Source organism: Duganella phyllosphaerae (genome assembly GCF_001758785.1).
Classification (GTDB): Bacteria; Pseudomonadota; Gammaproteobacteria; order Burkholderiales; family Burkholderiaceae_D; genus Rugamonas; species Rugamonas phyllosphaerae.
On the sequence record NZ_LROM01000122.1, the window covers coordinates 1 to 23,749 of the forward strand.

A 23,749-nucleotide genomic window follows, 5' to 3' on the forward strand; every position below is an offset into this window, starting at 1 on the left:
GCGGGGGCGGGGGTGGGTTAGCCGGAAAAATACTCACGCCCCTCTGCCTGGTCTGCAGCCGGTTGTGGCTTGAGATAAACGACCACGCGACATCCGGCCGCGCCCTGCGCAATCGTCTGTTCCAACGACACTTTTGCGTAACCGAGGTTTTCCGCTGCGATGGTACCGAACACATTGGAGGTCATCATGCACATCGACGGGCGGCCGATCACTTTTTCGGCGAATGGACAGACATGATTGCCAAATACAATCTTTTCGTCGGTCTGTTCCAAAATAAAAAAGTCGCCCTGAATTCGGCGCTTCAGATCTACCAGCACCTCAGCGACCTGCTGCTTGGAGAGCACATGAACATTCAGTGCCGACCGGTAGCTGAGGTTGATATGGTCGCCAATCCGCTGACCCACCGCGCTGACGAAACCGGACGCCTCCTCAAGGCCCACGACATCCTGCAAGGTGCCTGACAATTCGCGAATGAGCGTCCTGAGAAACAAATCCCGGTCGAGTTCAATAGGCAGTTCGCTGACGGTTAGTGGGGAAGTGTGCATTGTTAAAGTCGGCATTGTTGATATTTGAAAATCCCCAGACGTGTCGACTGCAGCGTCAGACGCTAAACGATTTGTTGATATTCGTAATTATTACACACAATGCCCATCGTATTTGGCGTAGTCGCCAGGCCGCCGCCGTCGCCGTAGTAGCCCGGGCTGCGCAGTTTGGCGAGACCCAGGCTGGTGAGAAAGGCAGAAATGAAAAAACCCGCCGAAGCGGGTTTTTAAGGTTCTGGCGGAGACGGTGGGATTCGAACCCACGATACAGGTATAAGCCGTATGCATCCTTAGCAGGGATGTGCCTTCGGCCACTCGGCCACGTCTCCTAGTCGATCACTCAACTATGTCTGCTTCACCAAACTACGCTGCAGCAGACGACCGTCATAGTATAGACCAGGACCGTTTCGGTCAAGGCAACACAACGGTTTTTTTAAAAAAATTATGCTTTTTCCAGTTCGAACGCTTTATGCAGCGCGCGCACGGCCAGTTCCATGTATTTCTCGTCGATCAGCACCGAGATTTTGATTTCCGACGTCGAGATCATCATGATATTGATGCCCTCTTCCGACAGCGTGCGGAACATCTGCGAGGCCACGCCCACGTGTGAACGCATGCCTACGCCTACCACGGAAATTTTCGACACCTTGGCGTCGCCGGTCACGCTGGCGGCACCCAGTTCTTCGCGGGTGCCGTTGAGCACGTCGATGGCGCGCTGGTAGTCGTTGCGCGAGACAGTGAACGTGAAGTCGGTTTTACCTTCGACCGACTGGTTCTGTATGATCATGTCCACTTCGATGTTGGCGTCAGCCACCGGTCCGAGGATGTGGTACGCCACGCCCGGGCGGTCCGGTACGCCCAGCACGGTGATTTTGGCTTCGTCGCGGTTGAAGGCGATGCCGGAGATGACTGCTTGTTCCATGTGTTTGTCTTCCTCAAACGAAATCAGGGTGCCAGAGTTGGCTTCTTCTTCGATGTCGAGCATCGGGTCGGTCAGCGACGACAGCACGCGCGTCGGTACGCGGTAGTTGCCGGCGAATTCCACCGAGCGGGTCTGCAGCACTTTCGAGCCCAGCGACGCCAGTTCCAGCATTTCTTCGAACGTGATCGCCTTCAGGCGGCGCGCTTCGGAGACCACGCGCGGGTCGGTCGTGTACACGCCGTCGACGTCGGTGAAGATCAGGCATTCGTCGGCCTTCATGGCGGCGGCGATTGCCACGGCCGAAGTGTCCGAACCACCACGGCCGAGCGTGGCGATGTTGCCGAGGTCGTCAACGCCCTGGAAACCGGTGATGATGACGATCTTGCCGTCGTCGAGGTCGCGGTTGACCTTGTCGTTGTCGATCGACTGTATGCGGGCCTTGGTGTAGGCGGAATCGGTTTTAATCGCGACTTGCCAGCCGGCGTAGGACACGGCTTTCTTGCCGATCGCCAGCAGCGCCATGGCCAGCAAGCCCACCGAGACCTGTTCGCCGGTGGAGGCGATCATGTCCAGTTCGCGTGGGTCGGGCTGGGATTGAATTTCCTTGGCCAGGGCGATCAGGCGGTTGGTCTCGCCCGACATTGCCGATGGCACCACGACGATGCGGTGACCGGCGTCATGCCACTTGGCAACACGCCGCGCGACGTTCTTGATACGGTCCGTCGAACCCATCGACGTACCGCCATATTTGTGCACGATTAAAGCCATAACAGAGAGTTTTCCGCTCATTAAAGGTAAATGGAACCCTAAACTCTACATGCGGCAGTGCAAAATAACAAGTCACAAAGCTCATATTCTCATACCGTATAGGCATATGCACATACAAAATTCGGCAAATATGTCGAATTCCTACAGTGCCTGCCAACTCAGCCGGATTCGTCCTACCCCAGCGCCCAAATGCTTGCAATCCATGCCGATGCCAGCGGCAAAAATCAGGTCCTTGCCGGCGTGAACCACCGGCAAACGACCGCGTTCCCAGGCCGGGATGTTGAGTTCCTGGAAGTGATATTTGAGGGGGCGGGTCGGCCGGTTGTCGGCGCGCTTCAGGCGTTCGCCGCCGCGACGGAATTCGATCAGGAGCGGCAGGCTGCGCAGCCAGTCGGCGTCGATGCCGGTAGGCGGCGCTTCAGCCTCGCCGTCAGCAGGCGCGGCTTCGGGAGCAGCGCTGACAACAGCGCCCTCGCCTGCCTCGGCGTGAACAGCCTCGATCGCATCGAAGTGCAACACACCACCATAGGCCGGAAACGCCAGTTGCGCTTCGCCACTCCAGCGGAACGGCGTGCCCGGGGTCTGATCGAACTGGTCTTCGCGCGTGCCTTCCAGGTCGGCCAACTTGGGCGTCAGGTGCAGGCGGTCGCGGTAGCGGCGCACGTGGCAGTCCGGGTGCGTGACCAGCACCTGGGCGTCGTCGCGCGCCTCGAGCAGCTGGGTGACGGTTTCCGACAGCCAGGCCGCGCTCGGCATGCGCAGGCCACGGGTGCCGAACCAGTGGCGCAGCAAATTGTGGATGCGGTCCAGGCTCAGCGTGCGCAGCCTGGTCATGTCGAGGCGGTCGCCATCGAGGCACAGTGCAAGGTCCTGCTGCGCCAGCTCGGTCAGCAGGCGCTGGGCGGCCTGGGCGTGCGATGCGCTGCGCGCCAGGCGCTCCTGGAAGCCGGGGAAGGCGTCGCCCAGGACCGGCATGATGGTGCGGCGCAGCGCGTTGCGGGCGAAGCGCGGGTCATCGTTCGATTCGTCGTGGATGTGGGTGATGCCGTGCCCGGTCACGTATTGGTCCAGCTGCCTGCGTGACGCGGTGAGCAATGGACGGGCCATCACCAGCTGCTCGTTGGCCAGCAGGCTGGCGGCCGTGTTGGCCGCATCCATGCCCGACAGGCCGGCCGGGCCGGAGCCGCGCAGCAATTGCAGCAGCACGGTCTCGGCCTGGTCGTCCTGGTGGTGGGCGGTGAGCAGCAGTTCAACGCCGTGTTCGCGGCACAGCGCGCCCAGCGCGGCGTAGCGGGCCTTGCGGGCAGCTTCCTCGGTGCCGGTCTTGTCCTTGCGCTGCAGCTCGACGTGGCGCGCCTGGAATGGCACGCCGAGGGCGACGCAAGCTTGTTCGCAGTGGGTAAGCCAGGTGTCGGCGTTGGGGCTGAGGCCGTGGTGGATGTGGAAGGCGTGCAGTTGCAGGCCGTGCTCGGCGGCGTGGGCGTGGGCCAGGTGCAGCAGTGCAGAAGAATCGAGGCCGCCGCTGAGGGCGATGGCGATTTTTCGGGTGTTGCCGGCTTGTTCGCGGGCGGCGTGGACGGCTTGGGCGAAGGTGCTGGCGAGCGTGGGGATTTGCTGCTTCATGTGTGGTTCCAAATGCGAACCGGGGGCGACGCGTTTGCGTGCCCCCGGTGGTGGTGAGATTGGATCCCCGCCTGCGCAGGGATGACGGAATCACCGTCGCGTACTTATTCCTGCGGCGTCGTCTCTTTGAACTTGCCGTAGCCCAGCAGCTTCTGGTGGCGGGCTTCGATCAGGTCCTTGGTTTTGACGCCCTGGAACTGGCGCAGCGAGTCGGCCAGTGCGCGCTTGAGCATGGTGGCCATGGCTTTCGGATCGCGGTGGGCGCCGCCCAGCGGTTCGTTGATGATCTTGTCGATCAGGCCGATGGCTTTCAGGCGGTGCGCGGTCAGGCCCAGCGCTTCGGCGGCGTCGGCTGCACGCTCCGAGGTTTTCCACAGGATCGACGCGCAACCTTCGGGCGAGATCACCGAGTAGGTCGAGTATTGCAGCATCAGCACCGAGTCGCCCACGGCAATCGCCAGCGCGCCGCCGGAGCCGCCTTCGCCGATGATGGTGGCGATCAGCGGCACTTTCAGTTCGGCCATCACGTACAGGTTGTGGCCGATGGCTTCGGACTGGCCCCGCTCTTCGGCGTCGATGCCGGGGAATGCGCCCGGGGTGTCAACGAAGGTAAACACGGGAATGCCGAATTTCTCGGCCAGCTTCATCAGGCGCATGGCCTTGCGGTAGCCTTCCGGCTTCGGCATGCCGAAGTTGCGCATGGCGCGCTCCTTGGTGTCACGACCCTTCTGGTGGCCGATCACCATGCAGGCCTGGCCGTTGAAGCGGGCCAGGCCGCCGACGATGGACTGGTCGTCCGCGTAGGTGCGGTCGCCGTGCAGTTCGTGGAAGTCGGTGAAGATTTCGTTCACGTAATCCATCGTGTATGGACGCTGCGGGTGGCGCGCGATTTGCGCAACCTGCCATGGCGTGAGCTTGGCGTAGATGTCTTTGGTCAGTTGCTGGCTCTTCTTGGCCAGCCGGTCGATCTCCTCCGAGATGTCGACGGCCGAATCGTCCTGGACGAAGCGCAGCTCTTCGATTTTGCCATCGAGCTCGGCAATCGGTTGCTCAAAATTGAGGAAAGTCGTTTTGGTCATTGTACCTCCGGGATTATTCTTGGCTGCGCCCCTCGCGGGAGCCGATTATGGCGAGCAAAAACGGCCTCGCACAGCGATAAAAGGGGACCCCGAAAAACCGTAGCGAGCGGTCCGTTATCGTCGCGAACAGCGCAAGCGTACGGAGGTACGCTGAGCAACGCAGCGGCGATAGCGGAACGCGCAGTAGGTTTGTCGAGGTTCCCTAGAGTGCTTATTCTACAGGAACCGGGTCCAGACTACGCCATAAGTACCATGTTGCCACCGTGCGCCAGGGTTCCCAGTTGGCCGACACTTCGCGCGCATCGCTGCGGGAAACAGGTTCACCTGAGAAATAATTCTGGCTGATGCCCTGGATCAAACCGGGGTCGTCGAGCGGCAAAACATTGGGACGCAGCAAATTAAATATCAAAAACATCTCCGCTGTCCAGCGGCCGATACCACGAATTTGCACCAGCTCGGCAATCACAGCCTCGTCTTCCATCTGGCCCCACAGGGCGCTATGGACGCGCTTGTTCTTGAAATGGTCGGCCAGGTCGAGGATGTACTCGGTCTTGCGCTTGGACAAGCCGCAGGCGGACAGTTGCTCGGCGCCGGCCTTGATCACCTGCGCGGGCGTGCACTTGGGGCACGCCAGCAGCAGCTTGCGCCAGGCGGCGTCGGCCACCTTGGGCGTGACCTGCTGGCCGACGATCGAGCGCGCCAGCGTGGTAAACGGGTCGTCGTGACCCACCAGGTGCAGGTCGCCGAATTGCGGGATCAGCTTTTTCATGATGCGATCGCGCTTCATCAGCTCGATCTTGGCCTGTTCCCAGTACGGCGGCACGGCCGATAGCGGACCGGCCGAATCGGGCACAGCGGCCCCGTTGTCCTTGGCAGTGACCATTATGCGCGGCGCCAGTTGGTCGTGCCGTCGGGTTTGTCCTCGAGGATGATGCCGGCTGCGAGCAGGTCGGCGCGGATCTTGTCGGATTCGGCGAAGTTGCGCGCCTTCTTGGCTGCAGCGCGTTGCGCGATCTGGGCGGCAATGGCAGCGTCGCCGGTGGTGTCGGTTTCGCCGACTGCCGCCTGCAGGAATTGCTGGGCGCTGCGGCCGAGCAAGCCGATCACGTCTGCCAGGCCTTTCAGTTGGCGCACCAGCGCTGGCGACTTGCTCTTGTTGATCTCGGTCGCCAGGTCGAACAGCACGGCAATCGCCACCGGCGTATTGAAGTCGTCGTCCATCGCTTGGGCAAAGCGCACGGCGTGGGCTTCGGTCCAGTCGAGGTCGGCGCCATCGCCGTCCACGCCGTCGAGCGCGGTGTACAGGCGCGTGAGCGCCACGCGGGCGTCGTCCAGGTGGGCGTCCGAGTAGTTCAACGGGCTGCGGTAATGGGCACGCATGATGAAGAAGCGGATCACTTCGGCATCGAATTTTTTCAGTACTTCGCGGATGGTGAAGAAGTTGCCCAGCGACTTGGACATCTTTTCGTTATCAACGCGCACGAACCCGTTGTGCACCCAGTAATTGACCATGGTCTGGCCGAACGCGCCTTCGGACTGGGCGATCTCGTTTTCGTGGTGCGGGAACTGCAGGTCGGCGCCGCCGCCGTGGATGTCGAAATGTTCGCCCAGCAGCGCCGAGCACATGGCCGAGCACTCGATGTGCCAGCCCGGACGGCCCTTGCCCCACTTGGAATCCCATTTGACTTCTTCCGGCTCGGACTCTTTCGAGGCCTTCCACAGCACGAAGTCGAGCGGATCGCGCTTGCCGGTGTTGACGTCCACGCGCTCGCCGGCGCGCAGGTCGTCGAGCGACTTGCCGGACAGGCGGCCATAGTTGGGGAAGTTGCGCACCGCGTAATTGACGTCGCCGTCGGTACCCTGGTACGCCAGGTCTTTCTGTTCGAGCGTTTCGATCAGCGCCAGCATTTGCGGCACGTATTCGGTGGCGCGCGGCACCAGCGTGGGCGGCAGGATGCCGAGCGCGCCCGTGTCTTCGTCCATGTAGCGGGTAAAACGCGTGGTCAGCTGCGAGATCGTTTCGCCGTTTTCCACCGCGCGGCGGATGATTTTATCGTCGATGTCGGTGATGTTGCGGGCGTACGTGACCTCGTAGCCGGTGGCCAGCAGCCAGCGGTACATCACGTCGAACGCCATCATCATGCGCGCGTGGCCGATGTGGCAGTAGTCATAAATGGTCATGCCGCACACATACATGCGGACTTTGCCAGTCTCGATGGGAACGAATGCCTGCTTGTCACGCGCCAGCGTGTTGTAAATCTTTAAATTGCTCATCGGACTCTTGCGTATTCTTGTCGTGATGCCACGTGCTGGCCCACTCACTAGCGGCAATACAAAAGCCCGGCGCTGCACCGTAAGGGCGCGCCTGGTTTCGCTTTGCCTTGCGCATTGGGGTGCGCGTTGTGATGGACCACTGCCGGGCCTCGGTAGTGTTATTGTTTCCACCTGCCAGCAGGTAGAATGGCATGGTTTTGGAGAAGTATAGCATTGATAAAAACCGCATAGTCCACTAAAGGAAGTCCACATGCATCAAACCCAGCCTTCATTGTTCGGCCGTGTCGGCGCCCTGCTCGCCGGCCTGGCCCTGTCCGGCGCTGTCGCCCTGTCCGCCAACGCAGTTGCGGCCGAGCCAGCCGCGCAGCCGCAAGTGCAGATCAAGACCACCATGGGCGACATCGTGGTGGAACTGGACCGCGAGAAAGCACCGAAATCGGTCGATAACTTCCTCGCCTACGTCAAGTCCGGCTATTACAAGGGCACCATCTTCCACCGCGTGATCGACGGCTTCATGATCCAGGGCGGCGGCTACGATGAAAAGCTCAAGAGCAAGCCAACCCGCAAGAATGTCCCGAGCGAATCGCAAAACGGCCTGTCCAACGACGCCTACACGATCGCCATGGCGCGCATGGACGATCCCAACTCGGCCAATTCGCAGTTTTTCATCAACGTCGCCGATAACCAGGCCCTGAATTTCCCCGGCCGCGACGGCGTGGGCTACACGGTGTTCGGCAAGGTGATCGACGGCCGCGAGACGGTGGACAAGATCAAGGGCGTGCTGGTGGACGACAAGGGTATCTTCCAGAACATCCCGGTCACGCCCATCATCGTCAAGTCTGCAACCATTTTGAAAACCCCGATTCAGCCCAAAAATGTAGAATAGCGGCCAGCCGCTTTTTAAACCGCATTTTTAAACCTCATTGTTTAACCTCATCAAGGAACATCATGACCAAAGTCATCATCACCACCAACAAGGGCAAAATGGTTGCCGAGCTGAACGATCAACTGGCGCCTAAATCGGTGGAAAACTTTCTGTCGTACATGAACGCCGGCCACTACAGCAACACCATCTTCCACCGCGTGATCGACGGTTTCATGATCCAGGGCGGCGGTTTCGAGCCAGGCATGAAGCAAAAGCCAGCTGACGCCACCGTTGAAAACGAAGCCAAGAACGGCCTGAAAAACGAGCCATACACGCTGGCCATGGCCCGTACCTCGGCGCCGCACTCGGCATCGGCGCAATTCTTCATCAACATCAAGAACAACACCTTCCTCGACTACCCGGGCCAGGACGGCTGGGGCTACGCCGTGTTCGGTAAAGTTGTCGAAGGCACCGAGATCGTGGACGAAATCCGCAAAGTCAAAACCACCCGCAGCGGCATGTTCGCCGACGTGCCAGCGGAAGACGTGATCATCGAAAGCATCGAACTGGCTGCGTAATTTTTGATGAGCAATACCCTGACCGGCGCGCGCGCGTCCGACGCAAGCGCGCTGTTCATCTCCGACCTGCACTTGCAGGCCGCGCAGCCCGCCATCACGGCAGCGTTCCACGATTTCCTGGAACGCCATGCGCGGCATGCGCCCCAGTTGTACCTGCTCGGCGACCTGTTCGAATACTGGGCCGGCGACGACGACATCAGCGATCCCTTCAATCAACACATCATTGCGGCGCTGCGCCGCGTGAGCGATGCGGGCACGGCCATCTACTGGATCGCCGGCAACCGTGACTTCCTGGTGGGCGCAGACTTTGCCGCCGCCGCTGGCGCAACCCTGCTGCCGGAAGTGTTCGTCACCGAGATCGGCGGCCAGCGCCTGGTGCTGGTGCACGGCGACGCCCAGTGCACCGAAGACGTCAAGTACATGGAGTTCCGCGCCATGGTGCGGCAACCAGCCTGGCAGCAGCAGTTCCTGGCGATGCCGCTGGCGCAGCGCAAGGCGATCATCGCTGGCATGCGCGAAAACAGCCGCAAGGACCAGGGCACCAAAGCCTACGAGATCATGGATGTGACGCCACAGGCGATTGCCGACCTGTTTGCGCAGACCGACACCCGCGTCATGATCCACGGCCACACCCACCGCCCTGCCCTGCACCTGGTCGGCGACACGCGCCGCTACGTGCTGCCCGACTGGGAGCCGGCAGCGACGCCGCCGCGCGGTGGCTGGATTGCCATCGACGGCGCCGGCGTGATCACGCGCCATGGCCTCGATGGCAGTGTTACCCCCGATTCACTGTAACAATCTGATTGCTGCGGCGATTGGGGACGGACCCCGTACCGGGTCCGTCCCCAGCTTTGCCGTGCGGGTTCAGTTTTAATGCTTAGCGCAACGCCGACATGGCCGCATTCAAACGCCTGATCAGCGGCTGGTTGAGGTCGCGCGTCTGCGGCGTCCAGCGCTCAATGGTGCGGCGCAATTCCACGTCCAGCGCGCGGGCCTTGTCGGTGTCACCCGCGCCGGCCGCCCAGATCGCGTATTCGGCCTGGGTGGTAAAACCGCTGTAGCGACTCAACGCATGTTCGAACTCGGCACGGGCCTCGTCCTGGCGTCCGGCAGCTGCCCACGCCTGCGCCAGCAACAGCGATACCTGCTCGGCGCGGAAACCGTCGTTGGCGGCGCGAATGGTTTGCAAGTGTTTGACGGCATCGTCGGCGCGGCCGGCAGCGAACGTGGCGCGCGCCGCGCCGAAGCGGATTTCCAGGTCGCCCGAAAACGGGCCTTGCAGGCAGGCTTCGTAGGTGGTTGCCGCCTCGGCCGCGTTGCCGCCTTCGAGCAGCGCGCTGGCCAGGCGCATCTGGTTTTGCGCGGTGGGCGTGTACTCGTACGCTTCGCGCGCCTCGCGCAGTTCGCGGCCCGGGTCCAGCGTCTTGACCGCCACCGAGGCCACCTTGCGCGCGCCCTGGTTGATGCGCGAGCTGGGCAGGTAGATGGCGATGAAATACACCACGCTGCCGATCAGCGGGAACATGAACAGGATCAGCAGCCAGTAAATCGGCTGGCCGTTGCGCACCGCGTGCACGGCAAAAAAGATCGCCACCAGGATGTGGATGCCGATGCCAAAAATTTCCATTGCTGCCTCTACAGTATCTTCAAGGAAGCGATTGTAGAAGCTTCAACGCGCCATCACAAGCGCCCGATCCTTAAGACCGGGCGCGCGGCCGGATTTACCTGCCTGCACGGCCTGGTTCGGCCGGCCGCAAGCGCGCCAGCAACGCACCGGGACGGGTATCGATGGCGGTCAGCTCGAACTGCACGCCGGCGTAGCGCAAGTCTTCCGGCTTGAACGTATGCACGGCCACATTCTTGACCAACGTGTCGCTGAGCAGGTTGGCCACGCTGGCCAACTGGGCCTGCTTGCCCGCGTCCATATTGTCGAGCGCAAACTGGTCGACGTGGGTGTCGGCGATGTAGATGGTGTTGCGCACGGGGTCGACCTGGAGGCGGCCAGAGATGGCCATGTTGCCACGCCACGATTGCCGCGCCAGCAGCGGCGTGACGTTCAGGTCGAAGGTCAGCGCCACCCGGTTGTTCTCGGCCAGGATGGCCAGTTGCGGGTGGCCCAGCTCGACGTCGAAGATGCCCAGCACCCGGTGGTGCATGGGAAACTTGCGATCGAGGTTCTGCTGCAGCTTTTCCTGCCGGACCTCGATGTCGCGCGGGCCGATCAGGGCGGAGCAGGCCGACAGCACGCCGGCAATCAGCAGCAGCGACAGGGACAGTGAAAAATAGCGTTTCAGCTTGGTCATGAGGTGGTTCCATCGATGGGGATGGCGCCATTATGACCGAGCTGCCGCGCGCTGTCCCGGCAGCCTGTCGGACCTGACTAGGCGGCGATATGGAGCGGACGCTGCGGATCGAAGGTATCGGGCACGACCAGCTCGCCGAACTCGACGTTGCGCGAGGCGATGTCGTGGAAGGCGCCCACCAGCCCGATCTCGCCGCGGCGGATGGCTGCGCGCAGGAACTCGCTGCCGTCGATGATTTCGGCCAGGGAGTTTTCCACGTTATGGCGCGCCACGCGGTCGCGCAGCTGCTTGTCGCCCAGGTGGGCGTGGTCGCCGCACTGGTGGATCGCCCACTGGATCTTGCCGGTAATGGCGCCGATGCTGTGCGAGCCTTCCTGCTGCATGGCCAGGCCGATCGCGCCGCACGACGAGTGGCCTTTCACCACGATCAGCTTGGCGCCGAGCTTGGCGGCAATTTCCAGGCTGCCGATGATTTCGCGGCTGATCACGTTGCCGGCAATGCGAATGGTCAGCAGGTCGCCCAGGCCGGCATCAAAAATGATTTCCGGCGACGTGCGCGAGTCGATGCAATTGACTACCACCGCCATCGGATGCTGGCCGCCGGCCGTGGCGCTGGCCTGGTGCACATAATCGTTCTCGAAGCGGCGTCCCTCGCGGAAGCGCTGGTTACCTTCCTTGAGCACTTGCAGCACGGCTTCGGGCGCCAGCTTTTTCTGCGTCGCGTGGTCGAGCACCGGCACGAACTGGTCGGGCGCATCCTGGCGATACACTTCGCGCAGGCCCACCACGCTCAGTTGCACGTCGCGCTCCGCCGCCACGGTGCGGTAGTCTTCGATCACTTCCATCGCATCGTGGTCGATATAGTCGGTGGCGGAGGCATTGATCACAACTTGCGAGCCGTCCGGGATATTCCACAGCGCTTCCTTGATGGTGGCCTTGTTCAGGAACGAGACCTGGTTGGGCAACTCCATCTTGATCACGTCGCCGATGTGCAGCTTGTACTGCTGCAGCGAGTACGGGTTGCGGAAGTTGCTGCGCAGCAGATAGAACAGGCCGGCGGCCAGCCCGATCACCACGCCGGTCAGCAGGTCGGTTGCGACGATCGCCACCACAGTAATGACGAACGGCATGAATTGCGTGCCGCCCTTGCGGTACATCTCGCGGAACACCGCCACGTTGGCCAGCTTGTAGCCGGTGGTGATCAGGATCGCCGCCAGTGCCGCCAGCGGAATCATGTTCAGTACGGGGCTCAGCAACAGTACACCGCCGAGCAGGAACAGGCCGTGCAGCACGGCCGAGGCCTTGGTCCGGTTGCCCGACTGGACGTTCACGGTGCTGCGCACGATGACCGACGTCACCGGCAAGCCGCCAAACAGGCCGGCCAGCATATTGCCCACGCCTTGCGCCAGCAGTTCGCGATTGGCCGGGGTTTCACGCTTGAGGGGATCGACCTTGTCCACCGCTTCCACGTTGAGCAGGGTTTCCAGCGACGCCACGATGGCAATCGTGATGCCCACCATCCAGACGTCGAGGTTGGCCAGGTGGCGCAGGTCGGGCAGCAGCAGGAAGGCGCCGGGATTGCTGGCGTCGAGCTGCGGCAGGTCCACCAGGTGGGTGGCGGTCACTGCCAGCGACGGCGCGAACGCGGCAAAGAAGGCGTTCAGGCCGATGGCGAACGCCACCACGAACAGCGGCGCCGGCAGCATCTTGAACTTGCCCAGCGGCGTCTTGCCCCAGTAGACCAGCATCAATATCGACAGTGCCGAGATGACCAGCGCACCCGGCGTGATGAATTCGACCGCCTGGCCCAGCATCGAGACCAGGTTCTCGCCATTGCCCTGGAAGAAGGAGAAATTGTCGGCGTTCTTCGGATCGTAGCCGAACGCGTGCGGAATCTGGGTCAGGATCAGCAGGATGCCGATCGCCGCCAGCAGTCCCTTGATCACGCTCGACGGCACGTAATTGGCAATGAAGCCGGCGCGGCAAAGGCCCATCACCACTTGCAATGCGCCGGCGATCAGGATCGCCACCAGCAGGATCTCGAAGCCGCCGAGCTTGGTCACCGAAGCCAGCACCACCGCCGCCAGGCCGGCAGCCGGGCCACTGACGCTGGTCTGCGAGCCGCTGAGCGCCCCCACCACGATGCCGCCGATAATGCCGGAGATAATCCCCGACATTAGCGGTGCGCCGGAAGCGAGCGCAATACCGAGACACAGTGGCAAAGCCACGAGAAAGACCACGAGGGCGGCCGGAATATCATATTTAAGATTCTTCATGATGGGCGTCCATATAAAAGTGTGAATGGCGACCAGCGCTTTACATCAAGGCGCAGGACGTCCTCCCGGATGATCTGGGATAAAACGATAACGAAGATGAAAACAAAGTTTTTTATGCTGGCGATGCGGTTATTCCGCGTGCCGCGTCCTGCTCTGCCTTGCCGAAGGATCGCCTGGCATGGGTGGAGGACTGGTCTGGCGTTGAGCTTGGTAATAAATATAGCATGGACTTTTGCAGTGCACAAAAGTTTTTCAAGTTAATTTGCTTTAATATTTTTATTTCCAGAAATTAAAATTTCTGAGAAATATATTCAAATTATCCATCGGAAATTAAAATGATTTTTATTCTCGGCAATGTGAATAATCATTATGCAAATCAATAATTATTCGATCTACGTATTATTACGTAATTAATTATACGTAGCCCATCGCGGTAGAATGCGGACGACGCGATTTTGCGCGGCGCACTACAATCACCCGATGAATACTACTATCCGTATCGGCTGCGCCGGCTGGAGTATCGGCCGCGACGAGGCGTCTTCGTTTCCCGGCGACGGCAGCCATCTCGAGCGTTATGCGCGCGTGCTCAACGCGGTAGAAATCAATTCGTCCTTCTACAAGCCGCACCAGCCCGCCACCTACGCGCGCTGGGCGGCCAGCGTGCCGGCCGCTTTCCGCTTCGCCGTCAAACTGCCGCGCAGCATCAGCCATGACCAGCGCCTGGTCGATATCGAGACGTTGCTCGCCGCATTTGCCGGCCAGGCCAACACGCTCGGCGACAAGCTCGGCTGCATCCTGGTGCAACTGCCCCCCAGCCTGCGGTTTGATGCCGCCACGGCCAACGCCTTCTTCACCCGCCTGCGCCAGCACTTCGCCTGCGCGTTCGCCTGCGAGGCGCGCCACGGCAGCTGGTTCGGCGACGACGCCACGGCGCTGCTGCAATCCCACGCCATCACGCGCGTGATCGCCGATCCACCAGCGGGCGCAGCAGGGCCGTTCGTGCCCACGACCGAGATGGTGTACGCCCGCCTGCACGGCAGCCCGCGCATGTATTACTCGTCGTACACCGACGAGTACCTGGGCGACGTGGCGGCATACCTTGCCGGGCGCGCGGCCTGGTGCATCTTCGACAACACGGCGTCGGGCGCGGCGCTGCCGAACGCCTTGCAATTCCAACGCAAGACGGCGTGAAACCAACGACGACCACAGCACCGTTGCCTTCTTGATTTTTAGTGTTATAGTTCACTACAACACCACATCAATAGAGGACTCCATGTATGTCAACGACAGGCTGGAATGACAACGCGCCGATTTATCGGCAGTTGAAGGACAAGGTGGTCGGCATGATGCTCGACGGCTTGCTCAAGGCAGGCGATGCCCTGCCCTCGGTGCGCCAGGTGGCGGCCGATTATCAACTCAACCCAATCACGGTGTCGCGGGCCTACCAGGAACTGGTGGACGAGGCGCTGGTGGAAAAACGCAGGGGATTAGGCATGTATGTAACCGAGGGCGCACACGACAAATTGCTGGCGAGCGAACGCGAGCGCTTCATGCGCGAGGAATGGCCGGCCATGCTCGAACGCATCCGCCGCCTGGGGCTGGACACCGCTGCCCTGCTCGGCGCCGCCACGACCACAGCAGCAGGAGCGCAGCCATGAATGCCGAACTGAACAACTCGCCCGTGATCACTGCCACCGGCCTGACCAAGCACTACGGCAAACAGGTCGCGCTCGACAACGTCAGCTTTACCATCGGCGCCGGCCGCATCGTCGGCCTGGTCGGTCCCAACGGCTCGGGCAAGACCACCACGCTCAAGGCCATCCTCGGCTTGACACCGTTCGAAGGCGCGCTGTCAGTGCTGGGCCGCGACCCGCGCACCGAGCGCGAACTGCTGATGAACGACGTCTGCTTCATCGCCGACGTCGCCATCCTGCCCAAGTGGCTCAAAGTAAAGGATGCAATCGACTTCGTGGCCGGCGTGCACCCGCGCTTCGACCGCGCCCGCGCCGAGCAGTACATCGCCAGCACCAAGCTCACGCCGAACATGAAAGTCAACGCCATGTCCAAGGGCATGGTGGTGCAACTGCACCTGGCGCTGGTAATGGCGATCGACGCCAAGCTGCTGGTGCTCGACGAGCCCACGCTGGGCCTGGACATCCTGTACCGCAAACAGTTTTACCAGAATCTGCTGGAAGACTATTTCGACGACCAGAAGACCATCGTCATCACCACCCACCAGATCGAGGAAGTCGAGCACATCCTGTCGGACCTGATGTTCATCGAGAATGGCCGCATTGCGCTCGCCGCCAGCATGGACGAGGTAGGCGAACGCTTTACCGAGGTGATGGTCGAGCCGCAGTTCGTGGCCGTTGCCAGCGCGCTGGGACCGATCTCGCAGCGCACCGTGTTCGGCAAGTCGGTGATGCTGTTTGACCGCGCCGACCGTACCCAGTTAGCCACCTTCGGCGAGGTGCGCACCCCCAGCGTGGCCGACCTGTTTGTCGCCACCATGAAAGGACAACCACAATGAAAACCATGAAATGGCTGGTCAAGCGCGAACTGTGGGAACACAAGGGCATGCTGGTGTGGACGCCGCTGGTGATCGCAGGACTGATCGCGGCGCTGGCGCTGCTGGCAATTTTCCTCGGCAAGCAGGTGCAGTTTTCCGGCGAGGCGGCCGCCGCCCAGAGCCTCACCGTCAGCATCCAGGGCCAGGCCCGCGCCAGCCTGGTGGACACGCTGGCGCAAGGCTACATCGTCGCCGCCGTGCCGGTGTACATGGTGCTCGGCTTCCTGGTGTTTTTCTATTGCCTGGGTGCGCTCAACGACGAACGCCGCGACCGCAGCATCCTGTTCTGGAAGTCGCTGCCGGTATCGGACCGGACCACGGTGCTGTCCAAGGCTTTCACTGCCCTGGTGGTGGCGCCGCTGATCGTGGTGGGCATCGCCCTGGCGCTGTCGCTGGTCCTGCTGTTGGCGGTGGTCATCAAGCTGTCGCTGCATGGCACGGTGCTGTTCGGCGATTTGCTGGCCACGCCCGAGTTGTACCTGGCGCCGCTGCGCGTGCTGGGCCTGTTGCCGGTGTATGTGCTGTGGGCGCTGCCGACGGTGGGCTGGCTGTTGATGATCTCGAGCATGGTGCGTTCGAAAGTGTTCGTGTGGGCCGTAGGCCTGCCGCTGGGCGCTGCGCTGCTGATGGTGTGGGGACAGAAGATGCTGGGCTTCGACCTGAACGTCGGCTGGTTCATCAGCAATATCACCAACCGGGTATTGCTGGGCGTGGTGCCGGGTTCGTGGGTATGGTTTGACGGTCGCACATTGGTGCTGTCGGAAGAGCATGGACTGCCGACAGCGGCTTCCGCCTTCATGTATTCGTGGTCGACGCTGGGTAACGTGGGGCTGTGGATCGGTGTCGCGGCCGGAATTGCGATGATCGCGGTGGCGATACGCATGCGCCGCCGCCGCGAAGAAGGCTAGCGCCTGACCCAGCCTCCAGCGCGGCGTTGCAACTCCTCGCCGTACTTTCGTACTGCCTTCGTCGCTGCGCCTTGCTCTGAAGGCTGGATCAGGCGCTTGCGGCGCTTGCGGCGTTTGTGGTTATTCGAACTGCTGGCGGAACTCTGCGAACTGCGCGGTCAGGTCCTCGACCTGGCGGCGCAGTTGCTGGACTTCCTGCTCCAGCGCGCCGATTTTTGTTCCCTGCCCCGCACCACCGACAGACCCACCGAGGCTGGCCGCAGTTTCCTCGCGTGCCAGCGCTTCTTCGCCGGCCAGCAGGTGGCCGTAGCGCGGCTCCTTGGTGCCGGGCGCCAGCGGCAGTTTCGACACCAGCGGCGGATACTTGTCGATCAAGAATTGCAGCGCATGTTCCACCTCGGCCACCGACTTGAAGTCGTGCAGGCGGCCGCTGCGGGTGCGGATTTCGCCGGCCGTTTGCAGACCGCGCAGCATCAGCATGGTCAGCACCGCCAGCTTGTCCTGCTCGAGCGAAAACTTGATGCGCAGGCGGTGTTCGTACTTGGTCACGCGCGCGCCGGCCTGGGTGATGCCGTTGACGTACTTGTTCTGCATCAGCCGCTGCAGCACCTCGGCCACCGTGTCTTCCGAGATCGACATCACCGGGTCGCGGCTCGACAGCTGGTTGCAGCCGTTCACCAGCGCGTTGAGCGACAGCGGATAGTTGTCGGGCGTGAGCGCTTCCTTCTCGGCCAGCACGGCCAGCACGCGCAACTCGAACGGGTCCAGTATCTCGAGGCCTTCGGGCGTAGTTTCCATCTGCAGCGTTCCTTCTTGTGGTTATTCGTATTATTCGACGAGCTTGTTCAATTGATCGGAATTTAATTTATCACATTCAGGCACGCCCTGACACTCGAGCCCGGCTGCGCGCATGGTAGCTACCAGGCGCTCGATGCGCGCTTCCTGCTTCACGGCGTTTTCGATCAGGCTGCGCAGCGCTTTCGACAGCGGGTCGTCGCCGTTGGGCGTGACGCCGTAGGCGGCAAACGGATTGGCGCCAGCATTGAGCAGATCCTTTTGCACGATGTGGGCCGGGTTGCCGACCGCCGTGGCGCCCGGCGGCACGGGTTTGAGCAGTACCGCGTTCGAACCCACCTTGGCGTAGTCGCCGACAGTAAAACCGCCGAGCACCTTGGCGCCGGCGCCGATGATCACGCCGCGTCCCAGGGTCGGGTGGCGCTTGGCGCCGGTGTGCAGCGACGTGCCGCCCAGGGTGACGCCCTGGTAGATGGTGCAGTCGTCGCCGATTTCGGCGGTCTCGCCGATCACCACGCCGAAGCCGTGGTCGATGAACACGCGGCGGCCGATGGTGGCGCCGGGGTGGATTTCGATGCCGGTGACGATGCGCGCGCAGTAGGAGATAAAGCGGCCGAGCCACTTGGCGCCATGCCACCAGCACCACGACGCCCAGCGGTGCATGACGATGGCCTGCAGGCCCGGATAACAGGTGAGCACTTCCCAGGCGTTGCGCGCAGCAGGGTCGCGTTCGATGATGCTGTTGATGTCTTGGCGCAGGTGGTGGAACATGGGTGTTCGAGTGACAACGGAAACGCGTATGGTAGCGTATCTGGAGGGGATGCGCCGGAGGAACCCCCGGCACAGCGGGGTCGGACCCCGTACGGGGTCCGACCCCATGGGTCTCAGGGGTAAACAGCGCCCGTACGAGGTCCGACCCCATGGGTCTCAGGGGGAAACAGCGCCCGTACGGGGTCCGACCCCATGGGTCTCAGGGGTAAACAGCGCCCGTACGGGGTCCGACCCCATGGGTCTCAGGGGTAAACAGCGCCCGTACGGGGTCCGACCCCATGGGTCTCAGGGGTAAACAGCGCCCGTACGAGGTCCGACCCCATGGGTCTCAGGGGGAAACAGCGCCCGTACGGGGTCCGACCCCATGGGTCTCAGGGGTAAACAGCGCCCGTACGGGGTCCGACCCCATTGGTTTTGCGGTTACGCTTCCTTGGCGATACGCTGACGGCGCGCTTCGTACAGGCACACGCCCGACGCCACCGACACGTTCAGACTCTCGACCGAGCCGAACATTGGAATGCTCACCAGCACGTCGCAGGTTTCGCGCGTGAGGCGGCGCATGCCCTCGCCTTCCGAACCCATCACCAGCGCGGTCGGGCCGGTGAAGTCGGCTTCGTACAAGCCTTTTTCGCCGTCGTCGGACGTGCCAATCAGCCAGATGTCGCGCTCTTTCAGTTCGCGCAGCGTGCGCGCCAGGTTGGTCACCGTGATGTAAGGCACGGTTTCGGCAGCGCCGCTGGCGACCTTGGCGGCGGTGGCGTTCAGGCCCACGGCGCGGTCTTTCGGCACGATCACCGCGTGCGCGCCGACACCGTCGGCCACGCGCAGGCAGGCGCCCAGGTTGTGCGGATCGGTGATGCCGTCCAACACCAGCAACAGCGGCGGGCCATCGATGGCGTCGAGCAGTTCATCTAGGTTGCGCGCCAGCGCCAGCTGCGACGCAAAGGCGATCACGCCCTGGTGGCGGCGGGTGCCGACGATCTTGTCGAGGCGGGCCGAATCGACCGGCATGATGCGCACGCCGGCTGCCTTGGCGTTGGCGACCAGGTCCTTCATGCGGCGGTCGTCGCGCGTGGCGTCGATAAAAATCTCTTCCACCGACGAGGCCTCGTGACGCAAGCGCGAGGTCACCGCGTGGAACCCGAAAATCATTTTGTTCTTCATTTACTTATCGCTTCTTCTTACTTTTTGCGGCAGGTTTTGCTGCCTGGGGTGCTGCCGGGGCAGGCGCCGCGGCATTGTTCTTGCTGCGGCCACCACGCGAACGGGACTTGGGTTTGCTACCACCGTTGTTGCCACCGTTGTTGCCACCGTTGTTGCCACCATTATTGTCCGCTGCCGTGGTTTTCACCTCGTGGCGCTGCGACGTGGTCAGACCCGGCTTGATGTTGGTCTTGTTGCGATCCTTGCCGCCATTATTGCCATTGTTACCATTGTTGCCGCTGCCTTCAGGCTTCGGCGGCGGCGCGTCGGGACCGGACAGGCGCAGGTCGATCTTGCGCATTTCCAGGTCCACCCGCACCACTTGCACGGTCACGCGGTCGGTCAGCTGGAAGCGCTTGCCGGTACGTTCGCCCTTGAGCTCATGGCGGGCGTCGTCGTACTGGAAGTAGTCGGAACCGAGGTCGGTCACGTGCACCATGCCTTCGACGAACAGCTGGTCGAGCTGGACGAAGATGCCGAACGTGGCCACGCCGGTGATGATGCCGGTGAATTCTTCGCCCAGTTTATCCTGCATGAAGTAGCACTTGAGCCAGGCTTCGACGTCGCGCGACGCTTCGTCGGCACGGCGCTCGTTGGCCGAGCAGTGCACGCCGAGCGCGTCCCAGATGGTGAGATCTGCGGCTTTTTTCTCTTTGCCTTCGGCCTTGTCCTTGGCCTGCTGCTTGCGCGTGGCGTTGGAGACGTTGGTGTTCAGTACGCTCGACTCAGGGATCTTCGGCTCGTATTTTTTACCGGCCAAAATCGCCTTGATGGCGCGGTGCGTCAGCAAGTCCGGATAGCGGCGGATCGGGCTGGTAAAGTGGGCATACGCCTCGTACGCCAGGCCGAAGTGGCCGATATTGTCGGGGCTGTACACCGCCTGCTGCATCGAGCGCAGCAGCATCGTTTGCAGCAGCGACGCATCCGGGCGCTCCTTGATCTGGCGCATCAGCGACGCGTAGTCGCCGGCCGACGGCTTGTCGCCGCCTTCCAAGGTCAGGTTCACCTGCTTGAGGAAGGTACGCACCTGCTTGAGCTTTTCAGCGGTCGGGCTGGCGTGGATACGGTACGTGCCCGGGTGCTTGTTGCGGATCAAGAGGTCGGCCGCGCAGACGTTGGCGGTCAACATGCATTCCTCGATCAGGCGGTGCGCATCGTTGCGGGTGCGCGGAATGATCTTTTCGATCTTGCCGGTCGACGGATTGCTGACGATATAAGTTTCGGTGGTCTCGAAGTCGATCGCGCCGCGTTCGCTGCGCGCTTTCAACAAGGCCTGGAACACGTCGTACAGGTTTTCCAGGTGCGGCACCAGGCCCGGACGGCGTTTCGCTTGCGGACCCTTCTTGTCGCCGAGGATATCGGCCACTTCGGTGTACGTCAGGCGCGCGGCCGAATGGATCACGGCCGGGTAGAACTGGTAGGCCTTGATCTCGCCCTTGGCGGTAACGACGGCGTCGCACACTAGCGTCAGGCGATCGACGGCCGGGTTCAGCGAACACAGGCCGTTGGACAGTTTTTCCGGCAACATCGGGATCACGCGGCGCGGGAAGTACACCGACGTGCTGCGTTCGAGCGCGTCGGTATCGAGGGCGTCGTTCGGTTTGACGTAGTGGCTGACGTCGGCAATAGCGACGATCAGGCGGAAGCCGTTGCTGCGGCCGATTTTTACCGGTTCGCAATAGACCGCATCGTCGAAGTCGCGCGCGTCTTCGCCGTCGATGGTCACCAGCGGCACATCGCGCAAATCGACGCGCTCGCCCAGGTCGGCTTCGCGCACGTGGTCGGGCAGCTTGTTGGCCTGCTTGAGCGCGGCTGGCGAAAACACGTGCGGCACGTTGAACTTGCGCACGGCGATTTCGATCTCCATGCCCGGGTCGTCGAGCGAACCGAGGATTTCAACAATTTTGCCCACCGGCTGCTTGAAGCGCATCGGCTGCTCGGTCAGCTCAACACTGACGACCTGTCCGGCCTTGGCCTTGCCGACCGAACCTTCAACCAGGACGTCCTGGCCGATGCGCTGGTCTTCGGGTGCGACCACCCAGACGCCGTTTTCATTGAGCAGGCGGCCGATGATGTGGGTGTTGGCGCGGCTGACGACTTCGACAATCGTGCCCTCCTTGCGGCCGCGACGATCGACACCGATCACCTTGGCCATCACGCGGTCGCCATGCAGCACTTTCTGCATTTCTTTTTCTGGCAGGAACAGGTCTTCGCCCGGCTCATCCGGGATCACGAAGCCGAAACCGTCGCGGTGGCTGCTGACCTTGCCGGCGATGAAGCCGGTATCTTCAGCGAGGGTGAAATTGCCGGCCTCGTCGACGACGATCTGGCCGTCGCGCTGCATGGCGTTCAGGCGGCGCGAGAGCACGGCCTGGGCGTCGGTCGAAACGTCGAGCGACTTTGCTACCGCGAGCAGGTCAAGCGACCGTTGGGCGCTGCGGAAGATGCCGAGAATTTCCTCACGGCTTGGAATGGTGTGTGTAATTTGGCTCAAAAGTTATTTCTATGGTGTTGTGATTGACAGTGTTCTCGGTGTTTCCGGCCTGGCAAAGTCGTCGCGGTGCATATATATGCCGCGACGACAGCCGTAGTGTACTTGGAAACGCCTGGATAGCCTAATTCGCAAGCAGTTTGGCGGTTTTTTCTGACATGACGCAAAAATGATGTTTGACATCACGCAAGATTACTCTATAATCTAGCCCTCTTGCAGCGACAACGTTGAAAAACGTAAGATAGCAGGAAATGCTAGACCGGGTTGATGTGCAGTATGGAACGCAAGTTCATCTGGCACGAGACCACCCTTTTTAGTATTAGCAGCACCAGTGCCCACGTGGCGGAATTGGTAGACGCGCATGGTTCAGGTCCATGTGCCGCAAGGTGTGGGGGTTCGAGTCCCTCCGTGGGCACCACAAAATTCCGCAAAGAAGCCGCAGACTTTTAACCGAGTCTGCGGCTTTTTTCATGGCCGCACCGCTTACTCTTCCAACGAGTGCAGCAACAGCCACCAGGGCTTTTGTTTAATCGGCCGGTACTGCTGCCCATCGAAGCGCAGCACCGCGCGCTCGGCGCTCGCCTTGCCGACGATATCCTTGCCCGGCTCGCTACGCACGATGCGCGCATTCACCAGCAAATCCGCGTAGCCATGACTGACCGCCTTGTCGATGGCGATCGCCAGCTTGGCTTCGTCATAGATCAGCGTGGGCGACGAACCGCCGAAGCACCCTTCCCGCGCCTCGGACCGCGACATCGCCACCCCCTGCAACACCGGCAACAAGAACTGACCGCGCGGGACGAACAGGGTCAGCTCATCTTTCCAGATTCCGTCAGGGCAACTGGCGCCGCGCGCGCTGCTGGTAAAGCGGATGCCGAAAGCGCGCACCGCTGGCGCCAACTGGTAAGGCGCGCTGTCGATGACGATGCTGTTGGGGCCGAAGGCAGTGGCGGCATCCTCGCCCACGCTGTTGCCGTACCGGGCCAGCACGCGGTTGGTGGCGGCATCCACGGTGGCCACCACCAGGTGCTTGCCGTCCTCGACTTCAGTTTCAAAGACCAGGGCCGCCAGCAGCACCTTGCGGTCGTGCGGCCACACCTTGCAGGTGGCGGACACCAGGTCGCCGATCCTGACGCCATCCTGACCATCGGGCTGACCGGCTTCGCCGACTTCCACCGTGGTCTTGACTGACGCCACCACTGCGGCGGCACACTGCTCGGCGGCGGCAGCGTGGTTAACAACGACGGCGAGCTGCAGCAGCAGCGCGCCCATCAACACGCGCGGCGCGCGGGAATATAAAAGCTTCATCATGATCCATGGTGACAGTGAAGCCAGCATCTTCCCACGTTCACAAAAACTTCGGGCGCATGCTTGACGGCGCGCGCAGTGTCCCGTATAGTTCTGGCCTCTGATGCAGAACACGCAGCAGAGAGCAGCAAAGCAGTAACAGTGCCCACGTGGCGGAATTGGTAGACGCGCATGGTTCAGGTCCATGTGCCGCAAGGTGTGGGGGTTCGAGTCCCTCCGTGGGCACCACAAAATTCCGCAAAAAAGCCGCAGACTTTTCATCGAGTCTGCGGCTTTTTTCATTCCAGAACGAGCCAATAATTAGTTTAACAAAAGTAATTTCGCAAAAGCATGCCCATGCCCTTGACGCAGTGGCGAGGCTACTTTAAGATTCGGTCCTCTGTTGCAGAACAGGCGATAGAGAGAAGCAAAGCAGTAAATAGCAGCACCAGTGCCCACGTGGCGGAATTGGTAGACGCGCATGGTTCAGGTCCG

At 61.8% G+C, this 23,749-nt stretch carries 21 protein-coding genes and 3 tRNA genes; 9 read left to right on the forward strand and 15 right to left on the reverse strand.

Going from position 1 to position 23,749, the window contains the following annotated elements:
- Positions 1-17: 17 nt before the first annotated feature.
- The 7 genes from DUPY_RS21225 to cysS all read right to left on the reverse strand — a co-directional run bounded on the left by DUPY_RS21225 (position 18) and on the right by cysS (position 7,208).
- Positions 18-545, reverse strand: a complete 528-nt coding sequence (locus DUPY_RS21225; RefSeq protein WP_208600078.1) for a methanogen output domain 1-containing protein — start codon at positions 543-545, stop codon at positions 18-20.
- Between the two features lie 233 nt (positions 546-778).
- Positions 779-871: transfer RNA gene (locus DUPY_RS21230), tRNA-Ser, on the reverse strand.
- A 113-nt stretch (positions 872-984) separates the two neighbouring features.
- Complete coding sequence (locus DUPY_RS21235; protein ID WP_070250850.1) at positions 985-2,232, reverse strand: aspartate kinase; 1,248 nt, start codon at positions 2,230-2,232, stop codon at positions 985-987.
- Between the two features lie 141 nt (positions 2,233-2,373).
- A complete protein-coding gene (gene tilS / locus DUPY_RS21240; RefSeq protein ID WP_070250851.1) occupies positions 2,374-3,855 on the reverse strand; it encodes a tRNA lysidine(34) synthetase TilS in 1,482 nt (493 codons plus the stop codon).
- A gap of 104 nt (positions 3,856-3,959) precedes the next feature.
- Positions 3,960-4,934 (reverse strand): acetyl-CoA carboxylase carboxyltransferase subunit alpha, encoded by a 975-nt coding sequence (locus DUPY_RS21245; RefSeq protein ID WP_070250852.1) that lies wholly within the window; start codon positions 4,932-4,934, stop codon positions 3,960-3,962.
- Between the two features lie 211 nt (positions 4,935-5,145).
- Positions 5,146-5,817, reverse strand: a complete 672-nt coding sequence (locus DUPY_RS21250) for a DNA-3-methyladenine glycosylase family protein (RefSeq protein ID WP_070250853.1) — start codon at positions 5,815-5,817, stop codon at positions 5,146-5,148.
- A complete protein-coding gene (cysS, locus tag DUPY_RS21255) occupies positions 5,817-7,208 on the reverse strand; it encodes a cysteine--tRNA ligase (protein WP_070250854.1) in 1,392 nt (463 codons plus the stop codon). The genes DUPY_RS21250 and cysS overlap by 1 nt, the downstream gene beginning before the upstream one ends.
- Positions 7,209-7,458: 250 nt before the next feature.
- On the opposite strand from cysS, the gene DUPY_RS21260 reads away from it, so the two are divergent.
- The 3 genes from DUPY_RS21260 (at position 7,459) to DUPY_RS21270 (ending at position 9,446) form a co-directional block, all read left to right on the forward strand.
- Complete coding sequence (locus tag DUPY_RS21260) at positions 7,459-8,094, forward strand: peptidylprolyl isomerase (protein WP_070250855.1); 636 nt, start codon at positions 7,459-7,461, stop codon at positions 8,092-8,094.
- A gap of 62 nt (positions 8,095-8,156) precedes the next feature.
- Positions 8,157-8,651, forward strand: coding sequence for a peptidylprolyl isomerase (locus DUPY_RS21265; protein ID WP_070250856.1), 495 nt, complete (start codon positions 8,157-8,159; stop codon positions 8,649-8,651).
- A gap of 6 nt (positions 8,652-8,657) precedes the next feature.
- Positions 8,658-9,446, forward strand: coding sequence for a UDP-2,3-diacylglucosamine diphosphatase (locus DUPY_RS21270; protein ID WP_070250857.1), 789 nt, complete (start codon positions 8,658-8,660; stop codon positions 9,444-9,446).
- Between the two features lie 82 nt (positions 9,447-9,528).
- On the opposite strand, the gene DUPY_RS21275 is transcribed toward DUPY_RS21270, so the two are convergent.
- From DUPY_RS21275 to DUPY_RS21285, 3 genes are all read right to left on the reverse strand, one after another.
- Positions 9,529-10,278, reverse strand: coding sequence for a tetratricopeptide repeat protein (locus DUPY_RS21275; RefSeq protein WP_070250858.1), 750 nt, complete (start codon positions 10,276-10,278; stop codon positions 9,529-9,531).
- A gap of 94 nt (positions 10,279-10,372) precedes the next feature.
- A complete protein-coding gene (locus DUPY_RS21280; protein WP_070250859.1) occupies positions 10,373-10,954 on the reverse strand; it encodes a DUF1439 domain-containing protein in 582 nt (193 codons plus the stop codon).
- Positions 10,955-11,031: 77 nt separating this feature from the next.
- The gene (locus DUPY_RS21285) at positions 11,032-13,230 is read right to left on the reverse strand and encodes a bifunctional SulP family inorganic anion transporter/carbonic anhydrase (RefSeq protein ID WP_070250860.1); all 2,199 of its coding nucleotides are present in this window, start codon (positions 13,228-13,230) and stop codon (positions 11,032-11,034) included.
- A gap of 480 nt (positions 13,231-13,710) precedes the next feature.
- Between DUPY_RS21285 and DUPY_RS21290 the strand changes: the two genes are divergently transcribed.
- From DUPY_RS21290 to DUPY_RS21305, 4 genes are all read left to right on the forward strand, one after another.
- Complete coding sequence (locus tag DUPY_RS21290) at positions 13,711-14,421, forward strand: DUF72 domain-containing protein (protein WP_070250861.1); 711 nt, start codon at positions 13,711-13,713, stop codon at positions 14,419-14,421.
- Between the two features lie 86 nt (positions 14,422-14,507).
- Entirely contained in the window at positions 14,508-14,888 is a 381-nt protein-coding gene (locus DUPY_RS21295) for a GntR family transcriptional regulator (protein WP_070250862.1), read from the forward strand.
- Positions 14,885-15,760 (forward strand): ABC transporter ATP-binding protein, encoded by an 876-nt coding sequence (locus tag DUPY_RS21300; RefSeq protein WP_070250863.1) that lies wholly within the window; start codon positions 14,885-14,887, stop codon positions 15,758-15,760. The genes DUPY_RS21295 and DUPY_RS21300 overlap by 4 nt, the downstream gene beginning before the upstream one ends.
- A complete protein-coding gene (locus DUPY_RS21305) occupies positions 15,757-16,707 on the forward strand; it encodes a hypothetical protein (RefSeq protein ID WP_070250864.1) in 951 nt (316 codons plus the stop codon). Before DUPY_RS21300 ends, DUPY_RS21305 begins: the two co-directional genes overlap by 4 nt.
- Positions 16,708-16,827: 120 nt before the next feature.
- Here the strand turns inward: DUPY_RS21305 and DUPY_RS21310 are convergent, their stop codons facing one another.
- From DUPY_RS21310 to rnr, 4 genes are all read right to left on the reverse strand, one after another.
- The gene (locus DUPY_RS21310; RefSeq protein WP_070250865.1) at positions 16,828-17,505 is read right to left on the reverse strand and encodes a YceH family protein; all 678 of its coding nucleotides are present in this window, start codon (positions 17,503-17,505) and stop codon (positions 16,828-16,830) included.
- Positions 17,506-17,535: 30 nt separating this feature from the next.
- Entirely contained in the window at positions 17,536-18,273 is a 738-nt protein-coding gene (gene cysE, locus DUPY_RS21315) for a serine O-acetyltransferase (protein WP_070250866.1), read from the reverse strand.
- 420 nt (positions 18,274-18,693) lie between these two features.
- Positions 18,694-19,437, reverse strand: coding sequence for a 23S rRNA (guanosine(2251)-2'-O)-methyltransferase RlmB (rlmB, locus tag DUPY_RS21320; protein ID WP_019922191.1), 744 nt, complete (start codon positions 19,435-19,437; stop codon positions 18,694-18,696).
- Positions 19,438-19,441: 4 nt separating this feature from the next.
- The gene (rnr, locus tag DUPY_RS21325; RefSeq protein WP_070250867.1) at positions 19,442-21,970 is read right to left on the reverse strand and encodes a ribonuclease R; all 2,529 of its coding nucleotides are present in this window, start codon (positions 21,968-21,970) and stop codon (positions 19,442-19,444) included.
- A 330-nt stretch (positions 21,971-22,300) separates the two neighbouring features.
- Between rnr and DUPY_RS21330 the strand changes: the two genes are divergently transcribed.
- Positions 22,301-22,385 (forward strand) — tRNA-Leu (locus DUPY_RS21330).
- Between the two features lie 65 nt (positions 22,386-22,450).
- Here the strand turns inward: DUPY_RS21330 and DUPY_RS21335 are convergent.
- Positions 22,451-23,278: a PA3715 family protein gene (locus DUPY_RS21335; RefSeq protein WP_141749628.1), complete on the reverse strand. Its 828-nt coding sequence runs from the start codon at positions 23,276-23,278 to the stop codon at positions 22,451-22,453.
- A 140-nt stretch (positions 23,279-23,418) separates the two neighbouring features.
- On the opposite strand from DUPY_RS21335, the gene DUPY_RS21340 reads away from it, so the two are divergent.
- Positions 23,419-23,503: transfer RNA gene (locus DUPY_RS21340), tRNA-Leu, on the forward strand.
- The last annotated feature ends 246 nt before the right edge of the window (positions 23,504-23,749 follow it).

Bases quoted from the DNA above. Each gene is read 5' to 3' on its own strand.
- rlmB (WP_019922191.1), bottom strand. From the start codon at position 19,437: ATGAAGAACAAAATGATTTTCGGGTTCCACGCGGTGACCTCGCGCTTG.
- DUPY_RS21295 (WP_070250862.1), top strand. From the start codon at position 14,508: ATGTCAACGACAGGCTGGAATGACAACGCGCCGATTTATCGGCAGTTG.
- DUPY_RS21280 (WP_070250859.1), bottom strand. From the start codon at position 10,954: ATGACCAAGCTGAAACGCTATTTTTCACTGTCCCTGTCGCTGCTGCTG.
- DUPY_RS21270 (WP_070250857.1), top strand. From the start codon at position 8,658: ATGAGCAATACCCTGACCGGCGCGCGCGCGTCCGACGCAAGCGCGCTG.
- DUPY_RS21305 (WP_070250864.1), top strand. From the start codon at position 15,757: ATGAAAACCATGAAATGGCTGGTCAAGCGCGAACTGTGGGAACACAAG.
- DUPY_RS21285 (WP_070250860.1), bottom strand. From the start codon at position 13,230: ATGAAGAATCTTAAATATGATATTCCGGCCGCCCTCGTGGTCTTTCTC.
- DUPY_RS21245 (WP_070250852.1), bottom strand. From the start codon at position 4,934: ATGACCAAAACGACTTTCCTCAATTTTGAGCAACCGATTGCCGAGCTC.
- DUPY_RS21290 (WP_070250861.1), top strand. From the start codon at position 13,711: ATGAATACTACTATCCGTATCGGCTGCGCCGGCTGGAGTATCGGCCGC.
- DUPY_RS21310 (WP_070250865.1), bottom strand. From the start codon at position 17,505: ATGGAAACTACGCCCGAAGGCCTCGAGATACTGGACCCGTTCGAGTTG.
- tilS (WP_070250851.1), bottom strand. From the start codon at position 3,855: ATGAAGCAGCAAATCCCCACGCTCGCCAGCACCTTCGCCCAAGCCGTC.
- cysS (WP_070250854.1), bottom strand. From the start codon at position 7,208: ATGAGCAATTTAAAGATTTACAACACGCTGGCGCGTGACAAGCAGGCA.
- cysE (WP_070250866.1), bottom strand. From the start codon at position 18,273: ATGTTCCACCACCTGCGCCAAGACATCAACAGCATCATCGAACGCGAC.
- DUPY_RS21260 (WP_070250855.1), top strand. From the start codon at position 7,459: ATGCATCAAACCCAGCCTTCATTGTTCGGCCGTGTCGGCGCCCTGCTC.
- DUPY_RS21265 (WP_070250856.1), top strand. From the start codon at position 8,157: ATGACCAAAGTCATCATCACCACCAACAAGGGCAAAATGGTTGCCGAG.
- DUPY_RS21250 (WP_070250853.1), bottom strand. From the start codon at position 5,817: ATGGTCACTGCCAAGGACAACGGGGCCGCTGTGCCCGATTCGGCCGGT.
- DUPY_RS21335 (WP_141749628.1), bottom strand. From the start codon at position 23,278: ATGATGAAGCTTTTATATTCCCGCGCGCCGCGCGTGTTGATGGGCGCG.
- DUPY_RS21225 (WP_208600078.1), bottom strand. From the start codon at position 545: ATGCACACTTCCCCACTAACCGTCAGCGAACTGCCTATTGAACTCGAC.
- DUPY_RS21235 (WP_070250850.1), bottom strand. From the start codon at position 2,232: ATGGCTTTAATCGTGCACAAATATGGCGGTACGTCGATGGGTTCGACG.
- DUPY_RS21275 (WP_070250858.1), bottom strand. From the start codon at position 10,278: ATGGAAATTTTTGGCATCGGCATCCACATCCTGGTGGCGATCTTTTTT.
- DUPY_RS21300 (WP_070250863.1), top strand. From the start codon at position 14,885: ATGAATGCCGAACTGAACAACTCGCCCGTGATCACTGCCACCGGCCTG.